Source organism: Limosilactobacillus sp. (assembly GCF_040772465.1).
GTDB lineage: Bacteria > Bacillota > Bacilli > Lactobacillales > Lactobacillaceae > Limosilactobacillus.
In genome coordinates, this window is the sequence record NZ_JAXGYB010000001.1 from 243,936 (window position 1) to 269,748 (window position 25,813).

21 protein-coding genes are annotated in these 25,813 nt (G+C 46.1%); 12 read left to right on the top strand and 9 right to left on the bottom strand.

Going from position 1 to position 25,813, the window contains the following annotated elements; translation table 11 throughout:
- Positions 1 to 26 precede the first annotated feature (26 nt).
- Positions 27 to 647: an LVIS_2131 family protein gene (locus tag AB3114_RS01025; protein WP_367341405.1), complete on the bottom strand. Its 621-nt coding sequence runs from the start codon at positions 645 to 647 to the stop codon at positions 27 to 29.
- 154 nt (positions 648 to 801) lie between these two features.
- Between AB3114_RS01025 and AB3114_RS01030 the strand changes: the two genes are divergently transcribed.
- From AB3114_RS01030 to AB3114_RS01045, 4 genes are all read left to right on the top strand, one after another.
- Positions 802 to 1,341, top strand: coding sequence for an HdeD family acid-resistance protein (locus AB3114_RS01030; RefSeq protein ID WP_367341406.1), 540 nt, complete (start codon positions 802 to 804; stop codon positions 1,339 to 1,341).
- A 74-nt stretch (positions 1,342 to 1,415) separates the two neighbouring features.
- Positions 1,416 to 1,616, top strand: a complete 201-nt coding sequence (locus tag AB3114_RS01035; RefSeq protein WP_367341407.1) for an LBP_cg2779 family protein — start codon at positions 1,416 to 1,418, stop codon at positions 1,614 to 1,616.
- 312 nt (positions 1,617 to 1,928) lie between these two features.
- Positions 1,929 to 3,848, top strand: a complete 1,920-nt coding sequence (locus AB3114_RS01040; protein WP_367341408.1) for a LysM peptidoglycan-binding domain-containing protein — start codon at positions 1,929 to 1,931, stop codon at positions 3,846 to 3,848.
- Positions 3,849 to 3,999: 151 nt separating this feature from the next.
- Positions 4,000 to 4,311, top strand: a complete 312-nt coding sequence (locus tag AB3114_RS01045) for an ArsR/SmtB family transcription factor (protein ID WP_367341409.1) — start codon at positions 4,000 to 4,002, stop codon at positions 4,309 to 4,311.
- A 69-nt stretch (positions 4,312 to 4,380) separates the two neighbouring features.
- On the opposite strand, the gene AB3114_RS01050 is transcribed toward AB3114_RS01045, so the two are convergent.
- From AB3114_RS01050 to AB3114_RS01065, 4 genes are all read right to left on the bottom strand, one after another.
- On the bottom strand, positions 4,381 to 4,614 hold the full coding sequence (locus AB3114_RS01050) for a hypothetical protein (protein WP_367341410.1): 234 nt from the start codon (positions 4,612 to 4,614) through the stop codon (positions 4,381 to 4,383).
- A 70-nt stretch (positions 4,615 to 4,684) separates the two neighbouring features.
- Complete coding sequence (locus tag AB3114_RS01055; protein ID WP_367341411.1) at positions 4,685 to 5,143, bottom strand: arginine repressor; 459 nt, start codon at positions 5,141 to 5,143, stop codon at positions 4,685 to 4,687.
- A gap of 130 nt (positions 5,144 to 5,273) precedes the next feature.
- Positions 5,274 to 7,259, bottom strand: a complete 1,986-nt coding sequence (locus AB3114_RS01060) for an ATP-binding cassette domain-containing protein (RefSeq protein WP_367341412.1) — start codon at positions 7,257 to 7,259, stop codon at positions 5,274 to 5,276.
- 84 nt (positions 7,260 to 7,343) lie between these two features.
- Positions 7,344 to 8,639, bottom strand: a complete 1,296-nt coding sequence (locus AB3114_RS01065) for a Y-family DNA polymerase (protein ID WP_367341413.1) — start codon at positions 8,637 to 8,639, stop codon at positions 7,344 to 7,346.
- A gap of 216 nt (positions 8,640 to 8,855) precedes the next feature.
- Between AB3114_RS01065 and AB3114_RS01070 the strand changes: the two genes are divergently transcribed.
- From AB3114_RS01070 to AB3114_RS01085, 4 genes are all read left to right on the top strand, one after another.
- Entirely contained in the window at positions 8,856 to 10,433 is a 1,578-nt protein-coding gene (locus tag AB3114_RS01070) for an Nramp family divalent metal transporter (protein ID WP_367341414.1), read from the top strand.
- A gap of 286 nt (positions 10,434 to 10,719) precedes the next feature.
- Positions 10,720 to 11,379, top strand: a complete 660-nt coding sequence (locus tag AB3114_RS01075) for a hypothetical protein (protein ID WP_367341415.1) — start codon at positions 10,720 to 10,722, stop codon at positions 11,377 to 11,379.
- Between the two features lie 332 nt (positions 11,380 to 11,711).
- The gene (gene thrS / locus AB3114_RS01080) at positions 11,712 to 13,517 is read left to right on the top strand and encodes a threonine--tRNA ligase (RefSeq protein WP_367341416.1); all 1,806 of its coding nucleotides are present in this window, start codon (positions 11,712 to 11,714) and stop codon (positions 13,515 to 13,517) included.
- A gap of 142 nt (positions 13,518 to 13,659) precedes the next feature.
- Complete coding sequence (locus AB3114_RS01085) at positions 13,660 to 14,379, top strand: gamma-glutamyl-gamma-aminobutyrate hydrolase family protein (RefSeq protein ID WP_367341417.1); 720 nt, start codon at positions 13,660 to 13,662, stop codon at positions 14,377 to 14,379.
- A 41-nt stretch (positions 14,380 to 14,420) separates the two neighbouring features.
- On the opposite strand, the gene AB3114_RS01090 is transcribed toward AB3114_RS01085, so the two are convergent.
- Positions 14,421 to 15,764, bottom strand: coding sequence for a glutamate--cysteine ligase (locus AB3114_RS01090; protein ID WP_367341418.1), 1,344 nt, complete (start codon positions 15,762 to 15,764; stop codon positions 14,421 to 14,423).
- 190 nt (positions 15,765 to 15,954) lie between these two features.
- Here AB3114_RS01090 and AB3114_RS01095 point away from each other — a divergent pair, with 190 nt between their 5' ends.
- Positions 15,955 to 17,355 (top strand): class II fumarate hydratase, encoded by a 1,401-nt coding sequence (locus AB3114_RS01095; protein WP_367341419.1) that lies wholly within the window; start codon positions 15,955 to 15,957, stop codon positions 17,353 to 17,355.
- An 80-nt stretch (positions 17,356 to 17,435) separates the two neighbouring features.
- Here the strand turns inward: AB3114_RS01095 and AB3114_RS01100 are convergent, their stop codons facing one another.
- Positions 17,436 to 18,620, bottom strand: coding sequence for a hypothetical protein (locus tag AB3114_RS01100; RefSeq protein ID WP_367341420.1), 1,185 nt, complete (start codon positions 18,618 to 18,620; stop codon positions 17,436 to 17,438).
- Between the two features lie 216 nt (positions 18,621 to 18,836).
- Between AB3114_RS01100 and AB3114_RS01105 the strand changes: the two genes are divergently transcribed.
- Together AB3114_RS01105 and AB3114_RS01110 are read left to right on the top strand one after the other, a co-directional pair.
- Positions 18,837 to 20,033 carry an amidohydrolase family protein gene (locus tag AB3114_RS01105; protein WP_367341421.1) on the top strand — a complete coding sequence of 399 codons (1,197 nt, stop codon included), beginning with the start codon at positions 18,837 to 18,839 and terminating at the stop codon, positions 20,031 to 20,033.
- Between the two features lie 21 nt (positions 20,034 to 20,054).
- Positions 20,055 to 21,395 carry a M20/M25/M40 family metallo-hydrolase gene (locus AB3114_RS01110; RefSeq protein WP_367341422.1) on the top strand — a complete coding sequence of 447 codons (1,341 nt, stop codon included), beginning with the start codon at positions 20,055 to 20,057 and terminating at the stop codon, positions 21,393 to 21,395.
- A gap of 68 nt (positions 21,396 to 21,463) precedes the next feature.
- Here AB3114_RS01110 and AB3114_RS01115 read toward each other — a convergent pair whose 3' ends face one another.
- On the bottom strand, positions 21,464 to 22,705 hold the full coding sequence (locus AB3114_RS01115) for an MFS transporter (RefSeq protein WP_367341423.1): 1,242 nt from the start codon (positions 22,703 to 22,705) through the stop codon (positions 21,464 to 21,466).
- The gene (locus tag AB3114_RS01120; RefSeq protein WP_367341424.1) at positions 22,705 to 24,009 is read right to left on the bottom strand and encodes an alkaline phosphatase family protein; all 1,305 of its coding nucleotides are present in this window, start codon (positions 24,007 to 24,009) and stop codon (positions 22,705 to 22,707) included. Before AB3114_RS01120 ends, AB3114_RS01115 begins: the two co-directional genes overlap by 1 nt.
- Before the next feature lie 152 nt (positions 24,010 to 24,161).
- Here AB3114_RS01120 and AB3114_RS01125 point away from each other — a divergent pair, with 152 nt between their 5' ends.
- Positions 24,162 to 25,610, top strand: coding sequence for a C69 family dipeptidase (locus tag AB3114_RS01125; RefSeq protein WP_367341425.1), 1,449 nt, complete (start codon positions 24,162 to 24,164; stop codon positions 25,608 to 25,610).
- Positions 25,611 to 25,813: the final 203 nt, after the last annotated feature.

A 25,813-nucleotide genomic window follows, 5' to 3' on the forward strand; every position in this document is an offset into this window, starting at 1 on the left:
TCTTTGTCATACTGTCTGTTAACTGTTTAATTCAAATCAATCATATTTGCGCCCGGAATCCGCAAGAGCGTATAAGTTGTTGCCACCCGGCCACAACGAACACCCAAACCATTGAGCGGAGTATTCTTGTAGTGAATGGTCATCTGAGCCACAAAGGCACGACCTGTTCGACGATTCTCTTCTTTCAATCGTTTTTTATTCCACGGATAAACAGAGGCTTGCGTACTGATATAGGAATTAGAGTCAGCAATTGAACCGAAGCGGGAATCCGTCGTGTTTTTAGAATTTTTAGTCCAATAAGTATAAGAAACAACCGGGTGCTTCCCCATCCGACTACGGTTGGCGACAACGTAATAGAACCCATGCTTCGTATTGCCCAACTGCAGTGGTTCATAAGTCTCACTCGTCGTGACAGCCTGTGTATTATGCACGTCAACCGAGCGGAAAAAGGTAAAGTATGCCATCAAGCCAATGCATGCTAAAGACAAAATCGTTAACAGGACATAGCGAATAAATAATTTACTGCTAAACCGTTTCTTTGTTTTAGCAATTAACATTAGTTGATGATTGCGGATGTATTTGACTGTAAAGACGCATAAGACGACTACTGCAAGCCAACACAGCCATCCTAACCAATTCCAATTCATTTTTCAGCACTCCCATCTCTAACTTGCCCTTTATTATGACACAAACCCGGCTAAATTTCCGCCAATCTAACCAATCATTACCTTTTCTAATTAATTTTGCTAATTTTGATAAAATATAATTAAGGTATAATAGTAAAGTTATTATTGCAAAGGAGTGATTGAATTGTTTAGTGCAAGACAACCAAAACCGTTTGGTTGGGGAAATTTAATCTTAGGTATCCTGCTCATTGTACTGGGATGCTTGTCATTTAACCGCCCCGATAAAACGCTACACCTATTAACGATTTTGGTAGCAATTGGTCTTTTATTACGGGGGATTTACGAATTATGGTGCCGGGTAGGCATCAAGGACCTATTAGGATTTAATGCCGGTTGGCTGCTGATAATGGCAATTGTTGATATTATTTTAGGAATTGTATTCTTATTCTTCCACAACTTTGGCAGTACCGTCATCGTCTACATTTTTGCTTTCTGGTTTCTCTTCGACGCCATTGCCGATGTTTCGACCATTAGTCTGTTCAGTCGTTTCCATGGTCCAGCTTGGACGATCTTTATGGTGATCTTCAGCATCCTGCAAATCGTCATTGCCGTCATCATGCTCTTCCAGCCAATGCTGTCAGCAATCATGCTGGTCTGGCTGATTTCTTTCTACCTGATCGTAACAGGAATCTTCAAAGTCGTTCAGTCGTTCTAAGGTCCTTGCCTTTTGGCGAATAAAACGACTACAATAGAAGTTAAAGGTTTTTGATTGAAAGGGGACGTTCGATAATGGCTGACAAGGAAAATGATCTCTCCCACCAAATTATTGAATTTGAACGTAAAAAAGAAATGACTGACAATGAGGTTGCTTTAGGTAGCCAGTTGTCTGTAGAGCGCGTACACGATATCAAGTCTGAATCAACCGAACCAACGATTGAAGAAATTGGCTTGCTTCAACGTTTCATGCAATCCAAGGGCGATAATGATTAACCTAATCATTCATAATTAATTAAAAGCAAGAGCTGGTGAAACAATTTTTCACTGGCTCTTTTTTACGTCTATCTACTTTTCAATTGATAAGATCCTTGCCCTAAGTTTAATAATTTTATAAAATGTAAATGTTATGGTCATTTTGAACTAAATGAATCACAATGGGTGATAAATTCGTTGACGATCCATATTAATCATGATACCTTTTAAAATAATTAAAGACCTTTGGAAATTCTTAACCTTTTTCTCTTATTCAGAATATAGATTGATCAATTAATAAATGAAACGGTCTACTGAGGGGGACTCAACAATATGCAGGAAAATTCAGAAGTAAAAAAACATTTTAAGTTATATAAAAGTGGCCGTAAATGGGTCGTTGCTGGCATCACTACTTTAGCCTTACTGACGGCTGGTGGCAGTATTGCTCACGCCGACGAGCAAAGCAATGCCAACCAGGACAACAACCAAGATGCTAGCAAAACGGCCGCTAATAGTAACAACAACCAAACCACTTTGAAAGCTGGTAGTAGTGCTGAAAGTGACCAAGCCACTTCTGCAGCTACCCAATCAGCTACTAGTGCAGCTTCAGCCAATAGCAGCAATGCTAGTCAAGCAACGAGTTCTGCCTCTGCACAATCATCAAACAGCAACCAATCTGCTAATAGTCAAAGTGCTGCCAGCGCTAGTCTAAAAGCTGCAACTGTTTCTTTCCAATCCGGTGCTAGTTCGGCAAACGAAACGGCTGCATCTTCTGCAACTTCATCAGCTGAGTCACAGGCCAATTCTGAAAAAGCCGTCGTCACTGTTCCGGCTGCTGCCAACAACGTTGACCTCAATTCATTACACTTCAGCAATAACGCAAGCAACCAGCAATTTATTCAAAGTGTTGCTAGCGGTGCAATTGAAGGATGGAACAAATATGGTGTTCTGCCATCCATCACGGTAGCCCAAGCCATCCTCGAAAGCGGCTGGGGTCGTTCTAGTTTGTCAACAACAGCCCACAACCTCTTTGGAATCAAGGGATCATATAATGGTCACTCCATCAACTTACCAACACGTGAAGTTTACGGTGGCCGGAGCGTTTATATCAATGACTACTTCCGGGCATACGCTAACAATGCAGAATCCGTGGAAGACCATGGTAACTTCTTGTACAGCAACTCCCGTTACCACAACCTGTTAGGTGACACCAACTACGTCAGTGTTGCTAACAAGCTCCATGCTGATGGTTATGCCACCGATCCTAGTTATGCTTCATCGTTGATCAGTTTAGTTCGGACGTACAACCTTACCCAATTAGACTCCGTTGCTTTGGCCGGCAAGCAAGTGACGCCGATTAACAACAACAGTGGTAACCATGATATCGTCAACAACCAAACTAGCAACAACAATAGCAACAGCAGCAATTACTATACCGTCCAAAGTGGCGACACCCTGTCTGGCATTGCTAGTCAATACAATACAACTTACACTCACCTGGCAAGCATCAATGGTCTTAGCAATCCAAACCTTATTTATGTAGGCCAGCGTTTGCTTGTTTCCAGCTCTACTCCAACGAGTAGTGCAGCTCAGAACAGTTCACAAAATAGCCACGCTGCTTCACAAAGCCATAGCCAAGCCACGTCCCATACATCGACTAGCTCTGCCAAAGCTTCCAGCACGGCCACTGCTAGTGCCAGTGAAACTTACACCGTTCAAAGCGGCGACACCCTGTCCGGCATTGCCGAAAAGTTCAACACAACATACAGTCACTTGGCCAACATCAACAACATCAGCAACCCGAACCTGATCTATGTCGGCCAAACGCTAACCATTAATCGAGCTGCTCAGACCAATCAGAACTATCAGTCTCACAGTAGTTCTCAACAACCAGCAGCTGCTTCGAGCCACAGTTCTGCCGTATACACCGTCAAAAGTGGGGATACCTTATCTAGTATCGCGGCACAATATGGTACTAATTACGAATACTTAGCCAACTTAAATGGCCTGTCTAATCCAAATATGATTTATGTCGGTCAACAGCTGAAGGTAAGTGGTAATACCTCCGCTAGTCACGCAACTTCTGGTAGCTATACATCTAGTAGTCGTACATCTGGCAGCTACACCGTTCAAAGCGGTGATACGCTCTACGGCATTGCTCAGCGTTATGGTTTAGATTGGCACACTCTTGCCCAAATCAACGGCATTAGTTCACCATACACGATTTTGGTCGGTCAAACTTTAGTTCTGTAGTTTGATTTTAAATTAACCTGGGGAAAAATGATTAAGTGTGTTCGTAATGAACATGCTTATCATTTTTTTGTTAATTGATCAAGTCTTGTATTTGCAAAAATAGCAAGCTAATCTTTAATTAGGAACGATATTGGGAAAGTCGTGATTTATTGTGAGCAGCTATCAAGCACCAGAATTAGAGGATTTACAAACCGTCAGCAAATTATTCAAACTCCTTGGGCACCCTAAGCGTTTGCAGCTTCTGTACCTGCTCTTACAGCAGCCGATGAGCGTATCACAAATTAGCTCCGCGTTGAATTGGGAGCAATCAGCCGTGTCCCATCAGTTACAGCAAATGAGGGCCTTTAACCTGGTAAATTACGACCGAAAAGGCAAAGTAATTGTTTATCATCTCAAAAATCCACAAGTAATGACTTTGATTGCAGACATCGTTAGTCATACTGAACAAATTCTTAAGATGTAAAGCTAAAAATTCAAAAAGCCCCGCAATTCGTAATTAGCGAATTGCGGAGCTTTTCATATAGATGCCTATTTACTTGAAATCTAGTTGGAACTTCTCGACCACGTTAGCGGTTTTCACCGTCACATCTTCCCCATTATGGTAATCGCTGCTCATCAATGAGAAAGAAGGATGCATATGTCCGTAGAAGCGGAAGCAATACTCCTTGCTTTTGCCACTAGGTTCCACACTCATTTCACCAGTAGTGTGATCTGAACAACTAATTGTTTGATCGCCTAACTTCGAATCAACGTAAACTTTCGTCATTGCTAGTCACCTCTATGGTTATCATACCGCAATTTTGGTGAGCCTAACTTATTTATTTGAGATCCCTACATCAATTATGCATATGTTCGGTGATCATTTTTGCGATCTTCTGTGCACCTTCTGGTGACTTGCAAATAACAATCAACGTGTCGTTGCCAGCAATCGTCCCTGCCACTTCTGGTAGCTTTACCTCATCAAACAATCCGGCCATCACAGTCGCAAAACTGGAGTTCGGCGGATTTTTAATGACATTGATGAACTGAACGGTCGTGATGTCGTCAACGTCATTAGCGATTGCATCATAGAGTTCACGGTAACGGTTGTCATTATTAGCAGCTAGTTGGGAATAACGCAAAATCCCATTGTCGTTTTCTTTCACGATATTCATGGAGTGAATATCCCGTGAAACAGTAGCCTGGGTGGCATTGACTCCCTGTGCGGCCAACAGCTTCAACAACTCATCTTGAGTACTGATGGGTTGTTGTTTGATCAATTTTAAAATTAAAGCTCGGCGTTTTTTGCGATCCATCCCAGCGCCTCCTTTATACATAATCTGGATATTAATACGTGCTTAATCATACTCCTATTTTGCATAAAAGAAAAGCCCTCAGTATTTAAGTGGATGAATACTGAGGACAGTTATATTTGAATTAGTGTATTTATTCAGCTGACAATGCATCAATAGGGTTCAATCGTGCTGCCCGTCGTGCTGGCAATAACGCTGCGATAAACGAAATAACCAGGGCAATCACAAAACCATTAACCAAGTTGATTGGCATCAGTTGGACGATGTTGTAATGAATTAGACCATAAATGGCGTGATTGAACACTGACGAAATAATCAAAGCTAAAACTTCAGCCAAGATAGCCGCAAAGAGGCCGATAAAGATGGACTCCGATGTAAAGAGCCGCCGGATATCGCTCCGTCGCTCACCCAAAGCACGAAGAATCCCAATTTCCTTGGTACGTTCTGAGACCGACATGTACATCGTGACGATGATCATCAGTGCAGAAACCAGCAACGAAATTCCAGCGATAGATGAGAGAACCCGCGAAGCGACCTTCACGTAGCTATTGAGAGTTTTCAGAATTGAACCGACGGTAATTGATCCTAAAACGTACTTATGGTCTTTACCCTTTAAAGAGTTGATACGGCTAGCAACCGTTGATACTTGGTTCAGCTCTTTGACATAAACTGCAGCAGAATTTGGTTCCGTCACTGCATGGGCATTTGTCAGACCGCGTTTCATCGTTTGGTAAGTTGTGGCTGTAATGGCTGATCCAGTATTGGAATCAGTAATTCCAACAACTTTGAGCTTCAGATTGACCTGAACGGGGGCGTCCTGAGAATTAAACCAGTTGAAACTGAAGTTAACCCGTTTGCCCATCAATGATTTGTAATGGCGTTCACCCCTAAGGTTAGCAGCTTCACGCCGACTAATAACCACTTCACCATTGCCCGGGCGATGGCCATGTTTGATCACGTGGCTGCTCTGGTGTTTAGTCCACGTGCCAATTGTGCTACCACTAACCGATTTTCCAGCAAACTCTGCTTTATAGGTAGGAATAGAATAACCCGGATAAACACCATTAACACCCTTCACGTTGCGCAGCCGGTTCATCTCATGATGACTGAGGAGCATTGCACGTGGATTAGAAGCGAAATTCTGCATCGAATCCTGCAATTCTTCCATCGTCATCTTTTTGCCGCTAGTGTTGCGAATAACCGTAATGACGTGCGGATTCATCAGACTATTGATCTGGTTGTTGATATAGCCATTAACCCCATTGCCTAAACCACTGAATAACAAAACAGCAAAAATCCCGACTGCTGTACCGAGGATAATTAAGAAATTCCGCCAGAAGTTATAGGAAAAGTGTTTAAAAGCAGTCCGGTAGCTAGCAGCAGCAGATAATTGCTTAGATTGGATTTGTTCCTGATCGACTGGGATGGGATATGCATCCTTTAGGCGTTCATCGCCACTAATCTTGCCATCAGCCAAATGAATGATTCGCGTCCCGTGGTCGGCCACTTCCTGAGAGTGGGTCACGGCAATTACCAGCTTGCCTTCACGCGCAATATCATCCAGGAGCTTCAAAATTTCTTGAGTGTTAGCCGAATCTAAGGCCCCCGTCGGTTCATCGGCAATAATCAATTGAGGATCCGTGGCTAAAGCACGCGCAATGGCAACCCGTTGCTTCTGACCACCCGACAGCTGGTTGGGATGCTTCTTTAGTTGCGACTCTAGTCCTACCCTCGTTAGCAACTGGACTGCCCGCTGGTGTCGCTGCTTACGATCTAGCGTGGTCATATCCAATGCCATCAAAACGTTATCTAACACCGTTAAGTGCGGAATGAGGTTATAGGATTGGTAGATATAACCAATTGTTTCTCGGCGATATTGATCCATCATCTTTTCTTTGTGGTGGTCCAGTGCTTTGCCATTAACGACAACTTCACCGTCAAATTCACGATCCAAACCGCCGATGATGTTCATCAGTGTCGTCTTACCGCCGCCAGATTCGCCAAGGATAGAAACAAACTCGCCCCGCTCAAAGCTAAGGTTGATCCCCTTTAAAACCGGAAATTCTTCATTTCCCAGGAAATATGACTTATGAATGTCTTTCAGTGTTAGGAACGCCATATTTTTCTCCATTCTATCTATAGTGTATTGTTGTTGCACTAAGCTTATCACACTTTGAAGGAGTCTTAACATCATTCATCAGACTTAAGCAAAACTATTGCCACCATTATGACCACCCACAAGTCCAGCTCGTTCCAGCATCGTTCCACCCTGTAGCAAGCTGTTAGCATAGAAGACCTTGTTAGTTCCAAAGCGATCCCGCAGGTGATCCACCAAGTGATCAAAACGATACTGTTTAACTTGCTGATTGACAGGAGTAAAGAGGGATAGTTGTTGGCCACTAGCTGGGCAGAGTCTACCCAGGCTTACCGCCACGTTGCGAATTGTCTCCCCATCCCATGATTGGCGAAAAATGTCTAATACAGCATCAATAATAATGCGACTATCATCTGTCGGATCAATTTTGCACTGGTGAGCAAAGCCCGACCGCCCTAACTCCGCCTGCCGACCAGAAAAACCAATCCATAAGCTAACACAAGCTGTCAATTGATGGTGGTGGCGCATCCGAGAAACCACCTGCTGGGTAATTTCACGAAGCACTACCGTAATTTCAGCAGCAGTATGGTAATCGCGTGGTAGCACCTGTGAATTGCTCCAGCTGTGGTCTTTGACTAACGGAATCCTATCTAATTGGCTACGGTCAATGCCCCAAGATAGTGCATAGAGTTGCTGCCCCATGACTCCCATTTCACTACTTAATTGATAGGGATTGGCATGTGCCAAGTCACTGATGGAATAAATTCCAAGGCGGTGTAAGTGCTTAGCAGTTCGCTTGCCGATGCTCCATACCTTAGTCAGATCAGTGATTGGCCAAATTTTTTCACAAAAATTACGATAGGTCAGTGTTCCCCGAAAATTACGACTATGTTTAGCTAGCAAGTCTAAGGCTAGCTTAGCTTGCAAGGGATTCTCACCGATACCGACCGTTGTGTAGAGGCCGAGACGATCTCGCACCGTTCTTTGGATACGCAGTGCTACCTCTTCAGGAGTTTTGCCAAAAAGGTGCCATGATTTTGACATATCCAAAATGCTCTCGTCGATAGAATACGGCCAACACTGAGGAGGCGCGACAAATTCTTGGAAGATTTGGTTAATAGCCAGGTTCTTTTCTATATAAAGATTCATCCGGGGAGGCACTACCAATAAACGTGGGTCACGGGGTACCTGGTATTCACGATCAACATTGCTAATGCCAAACTCTTTTTTGGCCATCGGCGAAGCAGCCAGCACTAGACCCTTCCCCGTATTGGCAGTTTCGGACATCACAATGAGTGTGGCTTTCAGGGGATTCAAGCCACGAGCTACACATTCCACGCTTGCGTAAAAAGATTTATTGTCGATCATAAAAAATAAGCCATGCGGTTCGTGTTCATAATTCATCGTTAACCTTCCCCCTTTGCTCATATTATACGAACACATGTTCGAAAAAGGCAAGGATTTTCAAAAAAATCCCATAAAAGCGCTTTTTTGGGGTACTTTAGATGAAAACTTAGATTGAATTATGTTGTTTTTTATGTTAGCCTAAAAAAGGTTTTGAAAGAGACTAACGTCGTTTATCAACGACCTTAACATTTACACAGAAAGGTGGATTTACAAGTGGACAATACAAAACGTCCAAAGAAGCAACACCACTTGATTGAATACGCCAACGGGAAATCGCTGGAAGAAATCAATGGTACGGTTAAAGTTCCAAAGGGCAAAGGATTCTGGAGAACATTATTTGCTTACTCTGGTCCTGGTGCCCTGGTTGCCGTTGGTTACATGGACCCAGGTAACTGGTCAACTTCAATCACCGGTGGTCAAAGCTTCCAATACACTTTAATGACTGCGATCCTGATCTCAAGTTTAATTGCGATGCTACTGCAATACATGGCTGCTAAACTTGGGATCGTGAGCCAAATGGACTTGGCGCAAGCGACCCGTGCCCGGACAGGTAAGGCCTTAGGGATCGTCCTTTGGATTATGACTGAACTTGCTATCATGGCGACTGATATCGCCGAAGTTATCGGGGCTGCGATCGCTCTGAACCTATTATTCCATATTCCATTGGTACCAGCCGTATTCATTACTGTACTGGATGTTCTGGTTCTGCTGCTGCTGACCAAGATTGGTTTCCGGAAAATCGAAGCTATCGTTGCTTGCCTGATTCTGGTTATTCTGGTTGTCTTTGCTTACGAAGTTGCACTGTCACGTCCAGATTGGTTAGGCGCTGCTAAGGGCTTGATCCCATCAACCAAAGCTATTGCTAAGGGTCCAATCGTTGGTGGTATTTCACCATTAACTGGTACTTTAGGTATCGTCGGTGCCACCGTTATGCCGCACAACCTGTACCTGCACTCAGCTATTTCTCAAACCCGTGAAATCGACCATAACGACCCAGAAAGTGTTCGTCAAACCGTTCGTTTCACCACTTGGGACTCCAACATTCAACTGTCACTGGCCTTTGTTGTTAACTCATTGCTGCTGATCGTTGGTGTGGCTGTCTTCAAGATGGGTGCCATTAAGGACTCCAGTTTCTTCGGTCTATATGAAGCTTTGAACAACACTTCCATGCTTAGCAACAACCTGTTAATTGCCGTTGCTAAGTCTGGTCTGCTGGCCACCCTGTTTGCCGTTGCTTTGCTGGCTTCAGGTCAAAACTCCACTATTACTGGTACCCTGACTGGTCAAGTTATCATGGAAGGTTTCATTCACATGAAGATGCCCCTGTGGGCCCGTCGTCTGGTTACCCGTGTTATCTCTATCATCCCTGTTCTAATTTGTGTTGCCATGACTGGTAAAGAAACTGCTATTCAACAACACGAAGCCCTGAACATGCTGATGGAAAACTCACAAGTGTTCCTGGCTATTGACCTGCCATTCTCCATGCTGCCACTGATCATGATGACTGACAGTAAGGTTGAAATGGGTGAATTTAAGAACAACAAGGCCGTTAAATTCTTCGGTTGGGTTTCAATTCTGTTACTGACCTTCTTAAACCTTTACAACATGCCACAAACCTTTGAAGGCTTCGGCCTTTGGAAGAAGGGCACGGCTGATGTTCTTGCCTGGATCACGATCGTTGCCATCATTGCTTTGTTGCTCTGGACCTGCTACGAATTCCGTACTGGTGAAAAGCGGTTCCGTGCACAGCACATCGGCCACGACAAGGGCGAATCTGTTGAAGCTAAGTAATTAATTCACGTCAATCATTAATTTCACTTTCCAATCACGAGTGGGAGCATGACAGAAGTCGTTTATGACTTTGTTAGTCACCCCCCCAAGTAACAATAGGCCTCTAGCGTTCGGATTTTCGAATGCTAGGGGCCGTTGTTGTACTGTGCATTAAATTATTATCCATGTAAGAGGAATCATAGTACCTCCCCCCGCTCGTGGTTTGGTTCTTTTCAACCATCGGGCAGTTCATGGTATAATAGGTGAGATAAACTATATTAGCCTTTCCTACTGAGGTGAAAATAAAATGAACAACAACTTGGAACCAAATCGTAATACACGAATGGGCCGTTACGACTCACCAAAGCCCAAACAACATAAATCACTTTTCAGTAAAAAACGACCTCGTAAAGCTAAGCAATTTCACTATGGCAAGGGTCCGCATAAGGGCGGCAGCAAACTCTTCCGGATCCTGCTTGGGATTCTGTTAGCCGTTCTGGTTGTCATGATTATCGTCTTTGCTTTCAAACAACAAAACCCTGTTAACACCAACAGCGACTCCGCCAGTGTATCGACTAGCACGAGTTCCCACCGCAAACAACATCACCACAAAAAGCATCATCACAAACACCACCACTCTAGTAGCTCTTCTAACGGCACTGCTACGACCGATGATGATGATAACGATGGTTATACTGGCGGCAGCCAAACCACAACGACTACGACAGGACGTAGCAATGGCAACGGCGGTTCCCAAGGCAGCACCCAGTCCAATGGTGGCCAATCCAACAACAACCGTTCATCTAACAATGGCGGCGGCCAAACCGGTGGCCAGCGGACTTATGGTGGTAATGGCAACTCCTCTAACCAAGGAGCCCAAAACAACAACGGCGGCAATCAAAGCAATAATAGCCAAAGCAACAGCGGTGGTGGCAATAATACCAATAACGGTACGCAAAGCCACTAAACTGATTTAATAATTTTCTAATTTTTCTCTTGACACGAAATTGCGCGATGCTATACTTTGAATTGTAAAGGACATGCCTAGTTTAGTCAGTTAGACAGGGAGTCGGTGCCATGGCTGGAAGCACCGTTGACCGGCTAAGTTAACGTACCACCTTTCTTTTGTTTCCCGAAATAAGGGAGACCGGTTCGTGAACCGTTACCACACCATGGAGGGAGTCTTTTAGTAGGCTCTAAATGTGGGTGGAACCACGCTGATTTCGTTAATCAACGTCCCTAGCGCCATTAAATTGGTGCTAGGGGCTTTTTTTATTACTCAAAGGAGTGTGTATATCGATGGCACAAGTACAGTTATTATCACCAGATGGTTCAGTTCGTAAAGTAGACCGCGATTCAAAAGAAGCTCTGGACGCTCTGCGGCAAACAGCTGCTCTGTTACTGAAGGCAGCTCTGAAGCAAGAGTTTGATGGCATTCGTCTTGGCGAAGCAAAGGTCGATGAAGACGGCTTCCACGTTGATTCTGACAAGGACGACCAACAAGTTTCAGTTGACCAACTGCCACAATTAGCTGACGCTATGAAGAAGTTCATCAAGGACGACGCTAAAATCGAACGCGTTGAATTGAGCTTGGATGATGCTTTAGCTAAAGCCAGTGACGACCAATACAGCAACGCCCTGCTGAAGGAAGCTGCTGACGGCGACAAGGTTAGCGTTTACTCCGTTGCCGGCGTCATCGCCCCAGCTGAAGCTGATGTCCTGACCTACGCTGATGTTTTGAAGAACTACAAGCTGCTCTCCGTTGCCGGTGCTTACTGGAAGGGCATGTCATCCAACCCGATGCTGCAACGGATCTACGGGACCATCTTCTTCAAGAAGGCTGACCTGGACGACGACATGAAGAAGCGTCAAGAAGCCCGCGAACGTGACCACCGTGTCATCGGTAACCAACTGGACCTCTTCTTCGTTGATCCAAAGGTCGGTGCCGGCCTGCCATACTGGATGCCAAAGGGTGCTACGATTCGGCGGACGATTGAACGTTACATCATTGACCGTGAAGTTGCCGACGGTTACCAACACGTTTACACGCCAGTGCTGATGAACCTGGACGCTTACAAGACTTCTGGTCACTGGGCACACTACCGTGACGACATGTTCCCACCGATGGACATGGGTGACGGCGAAATGCTTGAACTGCGGCCAATGAACTGCCCAAGCCACATTCAAATTTACAAGCACCACATTCGTTCATACCGTGACCTGCCACTGCGGATTGCCGAACTCGGGATGATGCACCGTTACGAAAAGTCCGGTGCCCTCTCCGGTCTGCAACGTGTTCGTGAAATGACCCTGAACGACGGCCACACCTTCGTTGCTCTGGACCAAATCGAAGACGAATTTGCCAAGATCCTAAAGCTGATCATGGACGTTTACAAGGACTTCGACATCACCGACTACAGCTTCCGTCTGAGTCTGCGTGACCCGAAGAACACCAAGAAGTACTACGCTAACGACGAAATGTGGGAACGTTCACAGAAGCTGCTGAAGCGTGCCATGGATGATCTCCACCTCGACTACTACGAAGCCGTTGGTGAAGCTGCCTTCTACGGTCCAAAGCTGGATATCCAAACCAAGACTGCTCTGGGCAACGACGAAACGATGTCCACTATCCAACTGGACTTCATGCTGCCTGACCGCTTCGGTTTGACTTACGTCGGCAAGGATGGTCAAGAACACATGCCAGTTATGATTCACCGTGGGATCGTCGGCACGATGGAACGGTTCATCGCTTACCTGACTGAAATTTACAAGGGTGCCTTCCCAACCTGGTTGGCTCCTGAACAGGTTCACATCATCCCTGTTTCAGATGACAAGCACGGTGACTACGCTGAACAGATTGCCAAGAAGATGAAGGCTGCTAACCTGCGGGTTGTTGTTGACCACCGTAACGAAAAGATGGGCTACAAGATTCGTGAAAGCCAGACTCAGAAGGTTCCATACACTCTGGTTGTTGGTGACGACGAAGTTAAGGGCAACAGCGTTTCTGTCCGGAAGTACGGTGAAAAGGAACAGAACGAAATGTCCATGGATGCCTTCATGAACGAAATTCTGGCTGACATCGCTTCATACTCACGTGAAAAGTAATTAAAACTAGAAGATTAATTTCTAGCTATTAATAAGAGGATGAGAAATTCGTTTCCCATCCTCTTTTACTTTGCCCTAATAATTTACAATTATTCACAATTTCTTTATACTATGTACAAACTATTGCAAAGGAGACCTGCCCATGCGACCAAGAATTTCTATCCCAGCCGATACCTTAACGGTGGCCACCAACATTATCAATGAGCGTAACGCTAACTTTGCTCCGCGGCCCCTGATTGAAGCCGTCCTTAAATCCGGTGGTGTTCCTGTCATTTTTCCCAACGTACCGACAGAACTTATCCCCGAATACCTCAACCTCTTCGATGGTATTATCTTTGCCGGTGGCAGTGACGTCGATCCCACCTTCTTTGGTGAAGAACCGCACCAAAAGCTCGGCCCAACCTACTTTAAGCGGGATCAATTTGAGATTGCCTTGGTCAAGGCTGCCCTCAAAGCGGGTAAAGCGATGATGGGCATCTGCCGTGGGATGCAGGTTATCAACGTTGCTCTCGGTGGCACTGTCTACCAGGACCTCTCCGAGGCACCGTTTAAAACCCTGAAGCATTCACAGGACGCCCCTGGTAACTTCCCTTCTCACCACGTCACAACAACAAAGGGCAGTCACTTGGCTGAGTTGGTCGGCAAGCGACCGTACGTAAATTCTCGGCATCACCAGGCCCTCAATAAAATTGCAGATCCGTTGAAAATCACTGCCAAAGCAGATGATGGCATTACGGAAGCCGTAGAATCAAAAGACAACGACCGAATTCTGGCCGTTCAGTGGCATCCGGAAAACATGTTCAAACATTATGACTACTCACAGGCACTGTTTGCTGATTTAATCAAGCGAGCACAAAAATAAAAATTGGAGCAGGAGGAAATATCCCCTTGCTCCAATTTTGTTTACTCTTGCGACAATGCTTGCCGTAACTCCGCCGCCGTGTATACTTTGCCACTCTCAAAGCCCCGGAAAGGATTGATCGACTCGAGGGCTGCTTCCTGGTAACGCTTGGCCCGCGTCAATGCGTATTCCGTCAGCGAACCATTCTTAACGTAGTTCATCAGCTTAGCACTCGGCGTCGTCCGTGTGTTCATGATCCTGTCTTCCAGGTCTTCCAGGATTTCCGAATATTCAGGGCCTAGTTGAATTTGGTTAGCATAGCGTTCCAGGCTCTTCATGATTGCCCAAGCGGTCGACTGATATTTACTCTTCTTAGTTGGATCTTCTTCGGCAATTTCTTCATTGATCTTATCCGCATTCTGTAAAATATTGTCCACGTCTGTCTCGTGCAACGCCGGATGCATGATGAAGTAGCTAGCCATCAAACGGATGAAACGCAACGTTCCGGTCCGAACACCCACCGATGTGCTCGGGTCCAGGTCGAGCATCCGCAGTTCCAGGTATTCCACGCCCTTCTTCGGCAGATCCTTTAGATTCTTGTTTCCTTTAAAGCGAACCGGACCATGGAATTCATAGTCAGAGGTCAGGACACCCTGCTTCACTCCTTGTTCAATCCGGGCAATGTACTTATCTAAGTTAGTGTAATCACCGGTAAATTTCGTGCCAAAGCCATATTTACTCTGCCGAATCGAACGGAAAGGATGCTTCGGTTCCTTACCAGGTGCAAAGTAGTTAGCTTCGGCAATCGGACTGGCGCCGAAAAGATATGTCAGTAGCCAGCGATAACGCACAAAACCCTGGGCCAGCACAGAATACAAGTAGTTGCGCACTTCGCGTTCGTCTTTGAACTTCTCCGGAAAATGTTCTAGTACTAACTTGATCACGTGCTCATCGATGCTCAGATTAATATGGGCACCACACGGGGCTCCCTGTGAATAGCCGTGACGTTTGGTCCATTCAGCCAAGTAGGCTTCCTTCTTGGGACCCATCTTGGCAAACTGCAGCTTGCTTTTGTCTTCTGGCATCCGTGGTGGCATCGACAATGGCCACAGTAGTTCCCCTGGAGCTAAGGCGGAACGCAATGCATTATTGATCCGGTACAGGTAGTGCATGGCGTCAATGGCATGTTTAGCGGATGGCGTCACTGTCTCTGACATCGTCTCCAGGTAGTCATTAGTAATCCACGGATTAGTCTTTTCATCCCCAATCCCTGCCGGATAAGGTTCCTGGCTAAAATTGCCGTTTTCATCAACCCGTTGCATTTCGATTTCCATCCCCATCGTAAAATCTGAGGTTTTCGCAACGGCTTCACTATCAAAAATCAATTGTCCAATTTGGCTAAACATTGGCTTCCCTCCTAAATTAGAAATTACTTAGAATTTTCTAATAATATAACAGCTTTCACCAAGAGAAGCAATTGCTAGTCCTAAATAGGAATTAAAGTCTTATTTTGGTACAAATCAGCTATAATAATAAGCACAATCTTAGATGTCTGCGCAGTTAGTAATAAAATGTGTCTGAAAAGAGGTTTTGCATATGACTGAATCATACCGAGTTGAAAGCGACACAATTGGTCCCGTCAAAATCCCCAAGGATGCCCTGTGGGGACCACAAACCGAGAGAAGCCGTCACAACTTCCCTGCTGGTGAATTGATGCCATTACCAATCATCCGCGCTCTGCTGCAAATCAAAAAAGCTGCGGCCCAGGCCAACCTTGACCTCGGTGCTGAGGATAAAGAAAAAGGACAAGCCATCATCGAAGCCGTCGATACCTTGCTTGCGCTAAAAGACGAGCAGCTGCGTCGAGACTTTCCTCTGCACGTCTACCAGACTGGCTCAGGTACCCAAACAAATATGAACACCAATGAAGTCGTCGCCAATGAAGCGATGAAATTGCATCCAGAATTAACAATTCTACCTAACGACGACGTCAACCGCGGTCAATCATCCAATGACACCTTCCCCACTGCCATGAATGTCGTTGCGGTTCAAGCACTAGACCAACTGGAACCAGCCGTCCAGCACCTGATCAATGAACTGGTCGTCAAAGAGAAGAAGTATTGGCGCACCGTCAAGGTTGGCCGGACGCACCTCCAAGATGCCACACCACTCACCTTTGGCCAGGAATTATCGGGTTACATAGCCGCTCTCAAACATGACCTAGCTTACATCAAAGAACTGAAGCCCACCCTTTATGAATTAGCAATCGGCGGAACGGCAGTTGGCACCGGCCTCAACGCAGCCCCAGGAATGCCAGAGCGGATTACCGAAAAGCTGTCCCAAGTCTATGGCCACCAATTTAACGTCCATACCAACAAATTCTTTGGTCTGGCCCACCATTCGGGAATAAACGTTGTCCACGGCGCACTGAAATCCTTGGCAGCCGACGCCTTTAAATTAGCCCAGGACATTCGTTTTCTCGCTTCTGGTCCACGTGCTGGCTTACGCGAACTCAACCTGCCAGCCAATGAACCAGGATCTTCCATCATGCCTGGCAAAGTGAACCCGACCCAGGCCGAAGCCGTCACCATGGCCGCCCTCCGGGTCTTCGGCAACGACACAACCATCACCGCCGCAGCTTCCCAAGGCAATTTCGAGATGAACGTCTATAAACCAGTGATGATCGCCGCTTTCCTGGAGTCAGCTGACTTACTGAGCGGAACATTGCGAAACTTCGCTGATAAAGCCATTCAGGGCTTAACCGTCAACGCCCAACGGATGGATGACCTTTTGGATAATTCCTTGATGACCGTCACGTCCCTCTCTCCACACATCGGTTACCACGCAGCCGCTGAAATTGCCCAGCAAGCTTCCCGTGAAGGTTTAACCCTACGTCAGGCAGCACTGAAGAGCGGCAAAGTTACCGCCCAACAATATGACGAGTGGATGGACTACATGAAGATGACCAACGTCGACCAACACAAACCGGAAGAATAACTGAAAAAGAGCATGACCCACAAAGCCTCATCAGCTTTGTTGTCATGCTCTATTTTTTTGCCATTTTTTAACCTCAACCCTTACAGCAATCTCAAGAAAATAGATGCGATGACCACTGAAGCGACGGAGACGGTAGCAAATCCACCAACCAGCATTGGGTTCAAGGTGTTTTCTAGAACAACCTCTTCCTCGTCCTTAGTAGTAGAAACCGTTCGTGCCACCTCGGTTGTCAGCACGTAGTCAGCTGGGAAACCGAAGAGAGCTGTCAGGGAGCAAGCAAATGCCATGTAAGGACTCATGTGCAGTGGCTTGTGAAGAAGGAATGAGGCTACGAACATTCCCACAACACCCAGGACAATCAAAACAACAATTTGCAAAATCACAGTAGCTAATGTCCGTGGTGAGGTCAGGCTCAGTTGAGAGAAAATGTAGGCAAGGTTGCCATAGATCAGCCAATTAGTAACTCCTGCTTTGCCGAGGGCATTTCCTTCCAAAAATCCGAGTTGGTGAAAAATAACACCAAAGACCAGGCAAAAGATATTAGGATTAATCACATTGTGTAATAAAGCAGCTACAGCATAACTGAGAGCACCGACAAATCCTAATTTAAAGATGATGAAGGCAGGAGTCCGGTACGCTTTAGGAATCTTGTTAAAGCGACCTTTCTCTTCTACACCTTTTTTATCGTCAGCGAATTGGCCTGTCTTTTGAATATTACCGGCATGGTACTCAGAAATAACGCGCCGACCTTCTTTTTTCAACAGCCAGCCAGTTAATGGATAACCGATTAATGAGTGCATGATGAACATTGAAACTGGAATGGCAACTAAGGTAGTAATTCCAGCTGCTTTAAGGCCGTTAGTCATCAAGAGCGCTGCAACCAATCCACCAGTCAGCGGCGGTACAGCTGCCACAACCGTGTGCCAGTTAAAAATAAAACTACCAATGGTTAATGTCAGGGCCAGGGTGCCACAAACACCAACAAGAGCAATGCAAATTGCTTTCCATTGAGCAGCTAATTGGCGCAAATTCATTAGTGTTCCTAGATGAACTAACAGTAACCCAACGACAACAGCTGAAAAGTTATCACCAAACGTAGCCATTGTAACAACCGTTTTTGGTAGAACCGTCCAAAAACCTATGACAAAAAGGAGCGCTGAAATAAAGATAGATGGAAGATAGGACCTCGTTCGCGTCGATACCCACTCACCAAGAAAAAGAAAACACATGACAACCGTAAATGCCATTAACGGAGTAAATTTCATATTGCTAACTCCTTTCTGAGAAACAAATTAAATTAAAAATTGATTAGAATGAATTATAGGTGCTATCTGTCTATTATTCAAGCCCAAATTTAAAATAATTTAGTTTTACTCAATTTTAAGAGCTTTTAATTTGGGGTTGCACTTAAAATAAATTAGTGTTAGTTTAAATGCATGTTCCGTAACATTAGAATTTTCTAATTTTTAAGGAGTGGTTATATGACAATTACTTACACCAATGTCAATTTATTCCAAGGCACTAAGGATCAACTACTGAACAATGCTTGGTTTACTGTCAATGAAAAAGGCAGAATCGAAGACATTGGAACAGATAATGCTCCGGCCACAGATAAAGTGGTAGATCTTAAGGGTCAATATGTTATGCCCGGCTTAATTAACGCGCATACACATATTTTTATGAACGCCCTCACCAATAAGCTTTACTACATTAGTGAAACGGAAGGCACGCTGCAGGCTCTAGCTAACTTACGCGAAGCTCTCCAGTCAGGCCAAACCTATATTCGTGATTGTGGTTGTATTTTTGATATCGATGTTAAACTCCAAAAGAATCGCAAGGCTCATCCATTCACGGGTCCTAACATTATGGCTTCTGGTCGTCCGATGTGTATTACCGGTGGCCACGCGGACTTTGTCGAAGGTGAAAACGCCCAAACAACTTGGGGGCATCTGGTGGACTCAAACGATGAAATGCGGCATGCCGTCCGTCTAAACTTCAAAGAAGGAGCACGTAACATCAAAGTAATGTCGACTGGTGGTATTATGTCAGCTACCGACCAAATCGATGACACTGAATTGACGGTCGCAGAAATGAAGACGGCCGTGGAAGAAGCCCACTCCAAACACATGACTGTTGCGGCACACGCTGAAGGCGGCAACGGGATTCATAACGCCATTCTCGCTGGTGTTGATTCAATCGAACACGGTTCTTTCGTTAGCGATGACGACATTCAATTGATGTTAGATAAGGGAACATATCTAACACCAACGTTAGTTGCCCCATGGACATTGATGAGATATGGCGAAGGCAAGGTGCCTCAATACATGCTCGACAAAGCCGGCAAGTTCCTGAAAGATTGGTTTGCTAATACCGGTCGTGCTTTCAAGGCGGGTGTCAAACTAGCCTTCGGGACAGATGCTGGTTGTCCATTTGACCGCTTTGCTTATGCTCCAAAAGAATTAGAATTAATGGTTCAAGCTGGTGCGACTAATTTCCAAGCACTGCAATCAGCCGGCGTAGGCTCAGCCACTCTGATGAAAATTGATGATGACTATGGCACCCTTGAAAAAGGTAAGTTTGCCGACTTCCTCGTTTTGAAAGACAACCCATTGAAAGACGTTAAGGCCGTTCAACAAAAGGATAAGCAAGTCTTCCAACACGGAACACGGAAGTTTTAATAAGGGGGCATTGTCACAATAATGGCTAATCAAAAGGACGAAGTTCAACAGTTTGTGGTAGACGACCTCGCCAACGTTCAACATTATCTTGAAATCCCCAGTGTTTCGACGGAAAATCGCGGCATTCCTGAAGTTGTTGCCTGGCTGTCATCGACCTTTAAGGATTTAGGTGCAAACCGAATCGAACAGTGGAACGAGTTAGGCGGAAATCCTGTAATTTTTGCAGAATTTAGTGTGGGCAAAGCTAAAACGCTTCTTTTCTATAACCACTACGACGTTCAACCAGAGGCACCTCTTGATCTATGGCACACCAAACCGTTTGAACCGACAATTAAAGATGGCAAACTATTCGCACGTGGTGCTAGTGATGATAAGGGTGAATTAATGTCCCGCCTCTCTATCGTCAAGTATTACCAGCAACACGGTGGCCTTCCCTGCAACCTGAAATTTGTTGTAGAAGGGGAAGAAGAAATTGGTAGTCCCCATATCGATGACTACGTTGCTAAACACGCAAACGACCTAAAGGCAGACGCCTGTATCTGGGAAGGTGGTACCAAAAATGAACGTGATCGCTTCCAAGTCACCTGCGGTATGAAGGGCATCTTCACCTTTGACATGAAAGTAACTACCGCCGATAAAGACATCCATTCCTCCCAAGCTTGTTATATCGACAATGCTGCATGGCGTCTTGTGAAAGCACTGAACTCATTACTCGACGACCAGGGAAATATTGACGTCGATGGCTTCTACGATGACGTTGTTCCACTAGACAACCCCACCAAGGACGCAATTGATAAGATGGACTTTGACGCCGAGCGCATTAAGAAACATTATGGCTTAAAACGTCCCTTTATTACTAAGAATCCCAAAAGAGCGCTGGTGCAAGGCAGTACTCTCACCATCAACGGATTATCTTCCGGTTTTGAAGGACAAGGCAATAAAACCATCCTTCCCCACAATGCTCGTGCTAAACTTGATTGTCGTCTCTTTGCAGGTCAGAAACCTCATCACATTTTTGATCTTATCCGTAAACAGCTAGACCACAACGGTTATTCCGACGTCGAAATGTCTTACGCTGCTGGTGAAGAAGCTTTCTTAACTCCTTTAACAGATCCCTTTGTTCGACTTTGCCAGCAAACTGCTAAGACAGTGTATGGAGATGATAATTACCTGTTAGTTCCTGATATGCCCGGAGGCGGTCCTGGCAGAGCTTTCCAAAAAGCACTCAACTTACCAATCGTGCTGGTTGGGATTCACTATTCGGGCAGTGATCCACATTCCCCTAACGAAAACATTCGATTAGAAGACTATCGTCAAGGCAGCTATTACTTGTATCAGCTATTAAAATCTTTCGGTAAATAAAATTGACCTCCTAATGAAAAGAGCATGACCCCAAAGCCTCATCAGCTTCGCTGTCATGCTCTTGTTGTTTATTTAGATAATTTTGGCAAACGCCAGAAGATCAACAGTCCGATCAGAAAAAGGATACTCAGCGATCCCGCACCAAGCGTTGACCGACCGGTTAACTGGGTCACGATTCCCACGATGACCGGTCCGATAATGGCCGAGAATTTACCTAAAATATTATAGAAGCCAAAAAATTCATTACTAGAATTTTTGGGAATTAAACGGCCAAAGTAGGACCGGCTCAAGGCTTGGATGCCACCCTGGCTAGTGCCGATGAGGACAGCCAGCCCCCAGAAACCGACTAAAGTATGTAAATGCAGTGCCGACAGGCAGATGATAACGTAAACTAGGATGCCGATTAAAAGAGCATTCCGGGTTTGGATGCGGTTGGCCAGCCAACCATAAAGCAAAGAAAATGGCACCGCAATCAGCTGAACCATCAAGAGGACCAGCATCAACATCCCCGTCTTCATTCCCATATCCTTACCGATCGAAGTTGCCATCGTAAAAATCGTGTCAACCCCGTCGATGTAGAAGAAATAGGCCACCAGGAACCAACAAGCCTGCCGATAATGGCTAAGGTGACGGAGGGTTTGCCGTAACCGCCGTAAACTATCGGTAAAGTGATGATCCACCGCGCCCATCGTGTACTGCTGATGACCATGCTTCAACAAGGGATAAGCAAAGATGATCCACCATACCGCAGCCAGCACAAAGCTGAATTTAGCAATTGCCACTGACGACATCAAACCACCCAGGCCATGAGTCAGTTCCGGTACTAAGAAAATGAGAAAGGCCAGCACACCACCCAGGTAGCCCATCGAATAGCCAGTGGTCGATACGGCATCCATTTCCGAATTGTCAGCAACATCAGTCAAAAAACTATCATAGAAAACGTTGGCGCCTGAATAACCGATGCTGGCAAAAATATAGACTATTAATAGAAGCCACCAGAGCTTAGCAGGCACGACGGCTAAACAGAGGGTCAGGATAATCCCCGCCCAAGTAAAGACGTTTAGCCAGCGCCGCTTCATGTGCGGGTAATCTGCCATCGTACCCAGGAGGGGCGCCAGTAAGGAAACAATCAAGGTTCCAACACTGTTGGCATAACCCCAGTAGGCTGTTGAATTGCTAGCACTAACCCCGGCAGACTGGGCCACGGCCTTAAAATATACGGGCAAAACCGCCGTGGTCACCAGGATGCCATAACCAGAGTTTGCCCAGTCGTAGAAAATCCATCCCCACTGCTGTTTGGAAAACTTCATCAGGACTCCCCCTCCTTCACTACGCCAGCAATCGGGTGGCCGGCTGTCGGTTGTGGATAGTGTAAGCCCAACAATTTGGCAAAGGTCGGTCCCTCATCGACCAGGTGGGCTTCTTCATCGATGACACGCCCTTGGTTGACGTCCGGACCCACGAAGACGGCTGTCGTGTAGTAGTTTGGTTGGTTGGGGCCGTAGCCATGAACCCCATGATACCGATCGTGCGTCCCTAATGACGTTGGGTCCACCGATTCTACTACTGCCGGCCGGTTAACCTCATCCGTGAAGTAGTATCCCCGCTCAGCCTCTACCAAGAAGGCACAGTGTGGATCAGCACCGAGCTTAGCCGCCTCTTTCTGTGAGTAGATGTGGGCAACTCCCTCGGTACCTTCGAGCAATTGACGTACTTTGGCTAAATCTACACCGTCGCGTGCGTAAACATAAGTTTCGCCATCACAGGTTTTTGCCGTCACCTGCCAATCCTTATGGTAGGTTGGCTTATCTGGATACGATCGCAACCATCCCTGATGCTCAAAGAGCATGTTCAGGTGAATCATCTTATGAACGTTGATCTGGTAGTGGTCGCCGAGAAAAACGAAGTTCGTGTGATCGTAAGTTCCTGCTTCTTTGGTGGCTTGCACTAACTTCGCTATGCGTCGATCCAGACGCTGCCAAGCAGCCCGGGCATCAGTAGACCGTACTCCAAAGCGGTGACGCATACTGTCCATATCAACCAGGTGGATGAGTGTTAGATCTGGTTTTTTATTCTTCAACGTATCGACCGCGCACGCCGTCACGAAGTCATCCAGCCACGGTTGCTTGATTCCATGACGCAGGTGACCGTAGCGATGGTTCATCTGTAACAGAAACCACGGCGAACTAGCCTTCAACGATACCAATACCTGGTTGGTCCAGATGCGGTTAGGAAAAATTTCAGAAATATTGTAGGTAATCTTACTGCCGGCAGTCACTGGCCACAGAAAAGCTGCCGTCGTCATCCCCGCTTGGTTAGCTAAGTCGTAAAGAGTAGCTGCCTTGACGTCACGCCGGTACCAATACCAGTCCGGTGAGAGGAGTTGCGGCTGCAGTTTTGTATTGTTAACGATGCCGTGAACTGCCGGGTACTGGCCAGTGATAATCGAGGTGTGGGACGGGTAAGTCAGGGTCGGAAAAATTCCCCGAACATGTTTTACCCAAGTCCCCTGATCACGCAATTTCTTAAGATGCGGTGCCAAATCTGCCCACTGATCAAGGTCGTTAAAACCCATTGAATCTAGTGAAATGACAACTAATTTATTCTGTGGCATTGGTAAGAATCCTACTTTCTTTCAATAAGTATCTAAATTTTCACGATAAGGCCATCCGACAGATTTGTCAATTTGTGTGGATTCACCCCCTACCAGGATTGTGTACAATTAAAGTGTGTATTGAAAGCGATTTAAAGAAAGGTTCTGATCCAATGACACGTTTTCGCAACTCAGCTTGTACCTCAATGATGGTAGGTAAAAAGGCCTCGATTGACGGTTCAACCTTTATCAGCCGGAATGAAGACCGGGTCAAGGCAATCGAAGGCAAGCGTTTTTTGGTTCAACCAGCTGTCCACGGGCGCGACAAAACCTACGTCTCGCCTTATAATCAACTGACGGTCAAACTGCCAACTGACGGCATGCGCTACACCGCCACGCCGAGTGCCGATCAGTCTGCTGGTCCCAATGAAGAAGACGGCTTTAACGAGGCCAACATCGGCGAAAGTGCTACCGAAAGTGTCTACGCTAATGAACGGGTGCTTGGCTATGATCCCTTCGTCAAAAATGGGCTGGCCGAAGACTCGATGACAACCCTGGTTTTGCCATTCATTCACTCCGCCCGGGAAGGGGTCGAATACCTGGGCAAATTAGTTGCTAAGTATGGTTCCGCTGAAGGCAATGGTGTCCAGTTTATCGACAAAGACGAGGTGTGGTATATGGAAATTGCCACCGGTCACCAGTGGGTTGCGATCCGCATCCCTGATGATTGCTACGCGGTTGCTGCCAACCAGATCGCCATCCAGCAAATTGATTTCAAAGATCCAGACAATTACATGTGGGCCCCAAATATTCAAAAGTTCGTCGCTAACCACCAACTCAACCCTGATGATGACCAATGGAACTTCCGTCACATCTTTGGTACTGATACCCAAAAAGATCGGCACTACAACACGCCACGGGTTTGGTTTGCCCAACGCTACCTGAACCCGAAGGCTGCCGCTGGTCAAGCACCAGAAGACTCCGAAATGCCGTTTATCCGGAAGCCAGAGCGTAAGATCAGTGTCGAAGACATCCAGTACATCCTAGGATCACACTACAACGAAACCCGCTTCGACCCACTGGGCAACGGTACCGAAGAAGAGCGCAAGATCTACCGTTCAATTTCGCTGTCGCGGACGGCACAATCACATATTCTTCAGGTTCGCAACCACGCAACTAATGACAAGAAATCTAATGCCACGGCTAACCAGTGGGTTGAATTTGGGGTGCCGAGTTTCTGCCCATACGTACCGTTCTACGCTAACGCCACGGACACTGACCCCTCCTACCGGAAATTAACTCCTACGATGGATTGGAAGAGTGCCTTCTGGCTTAACGAAGCCCTCGCTACCATCGTTGAATCGCATTATGAAGAGTACATGGAAGATGACGTGGCTATGAAGAAAGAGCTCAATGCCTGGGCACGGACCAAGTTGGCGGCGGTCGATGAGCACGTTAAGGGTGCTGGCTTAACTGGCAGTGAGTTGACCAACTACCTGACTGGTGTGAACCACGAAATCGTCAGCCACTACAACCAGCGGATCAAGCAATTGATCATGAAGCTTTTGACGGACGGTGCTAGTCTATCGAAGCTCACCTTCAAGATGGACCCGAATTTATAATGTATATAGAAGTGCGACACAATGCGTACAGAGAGCCCGGTGATCTAACCTAGCACGGGAGCTGACATTGCCAAATGGCGGCTTTCGGGCGTAGTTAGATACTTAGGGCTCTGCATTGTGGAGCACGTTAAGAAGTTCGACACCATGCACACAGAGAGCCCAATGATCTAACCTAGACCGGAAGTTGGCATTGCTAAATGGCG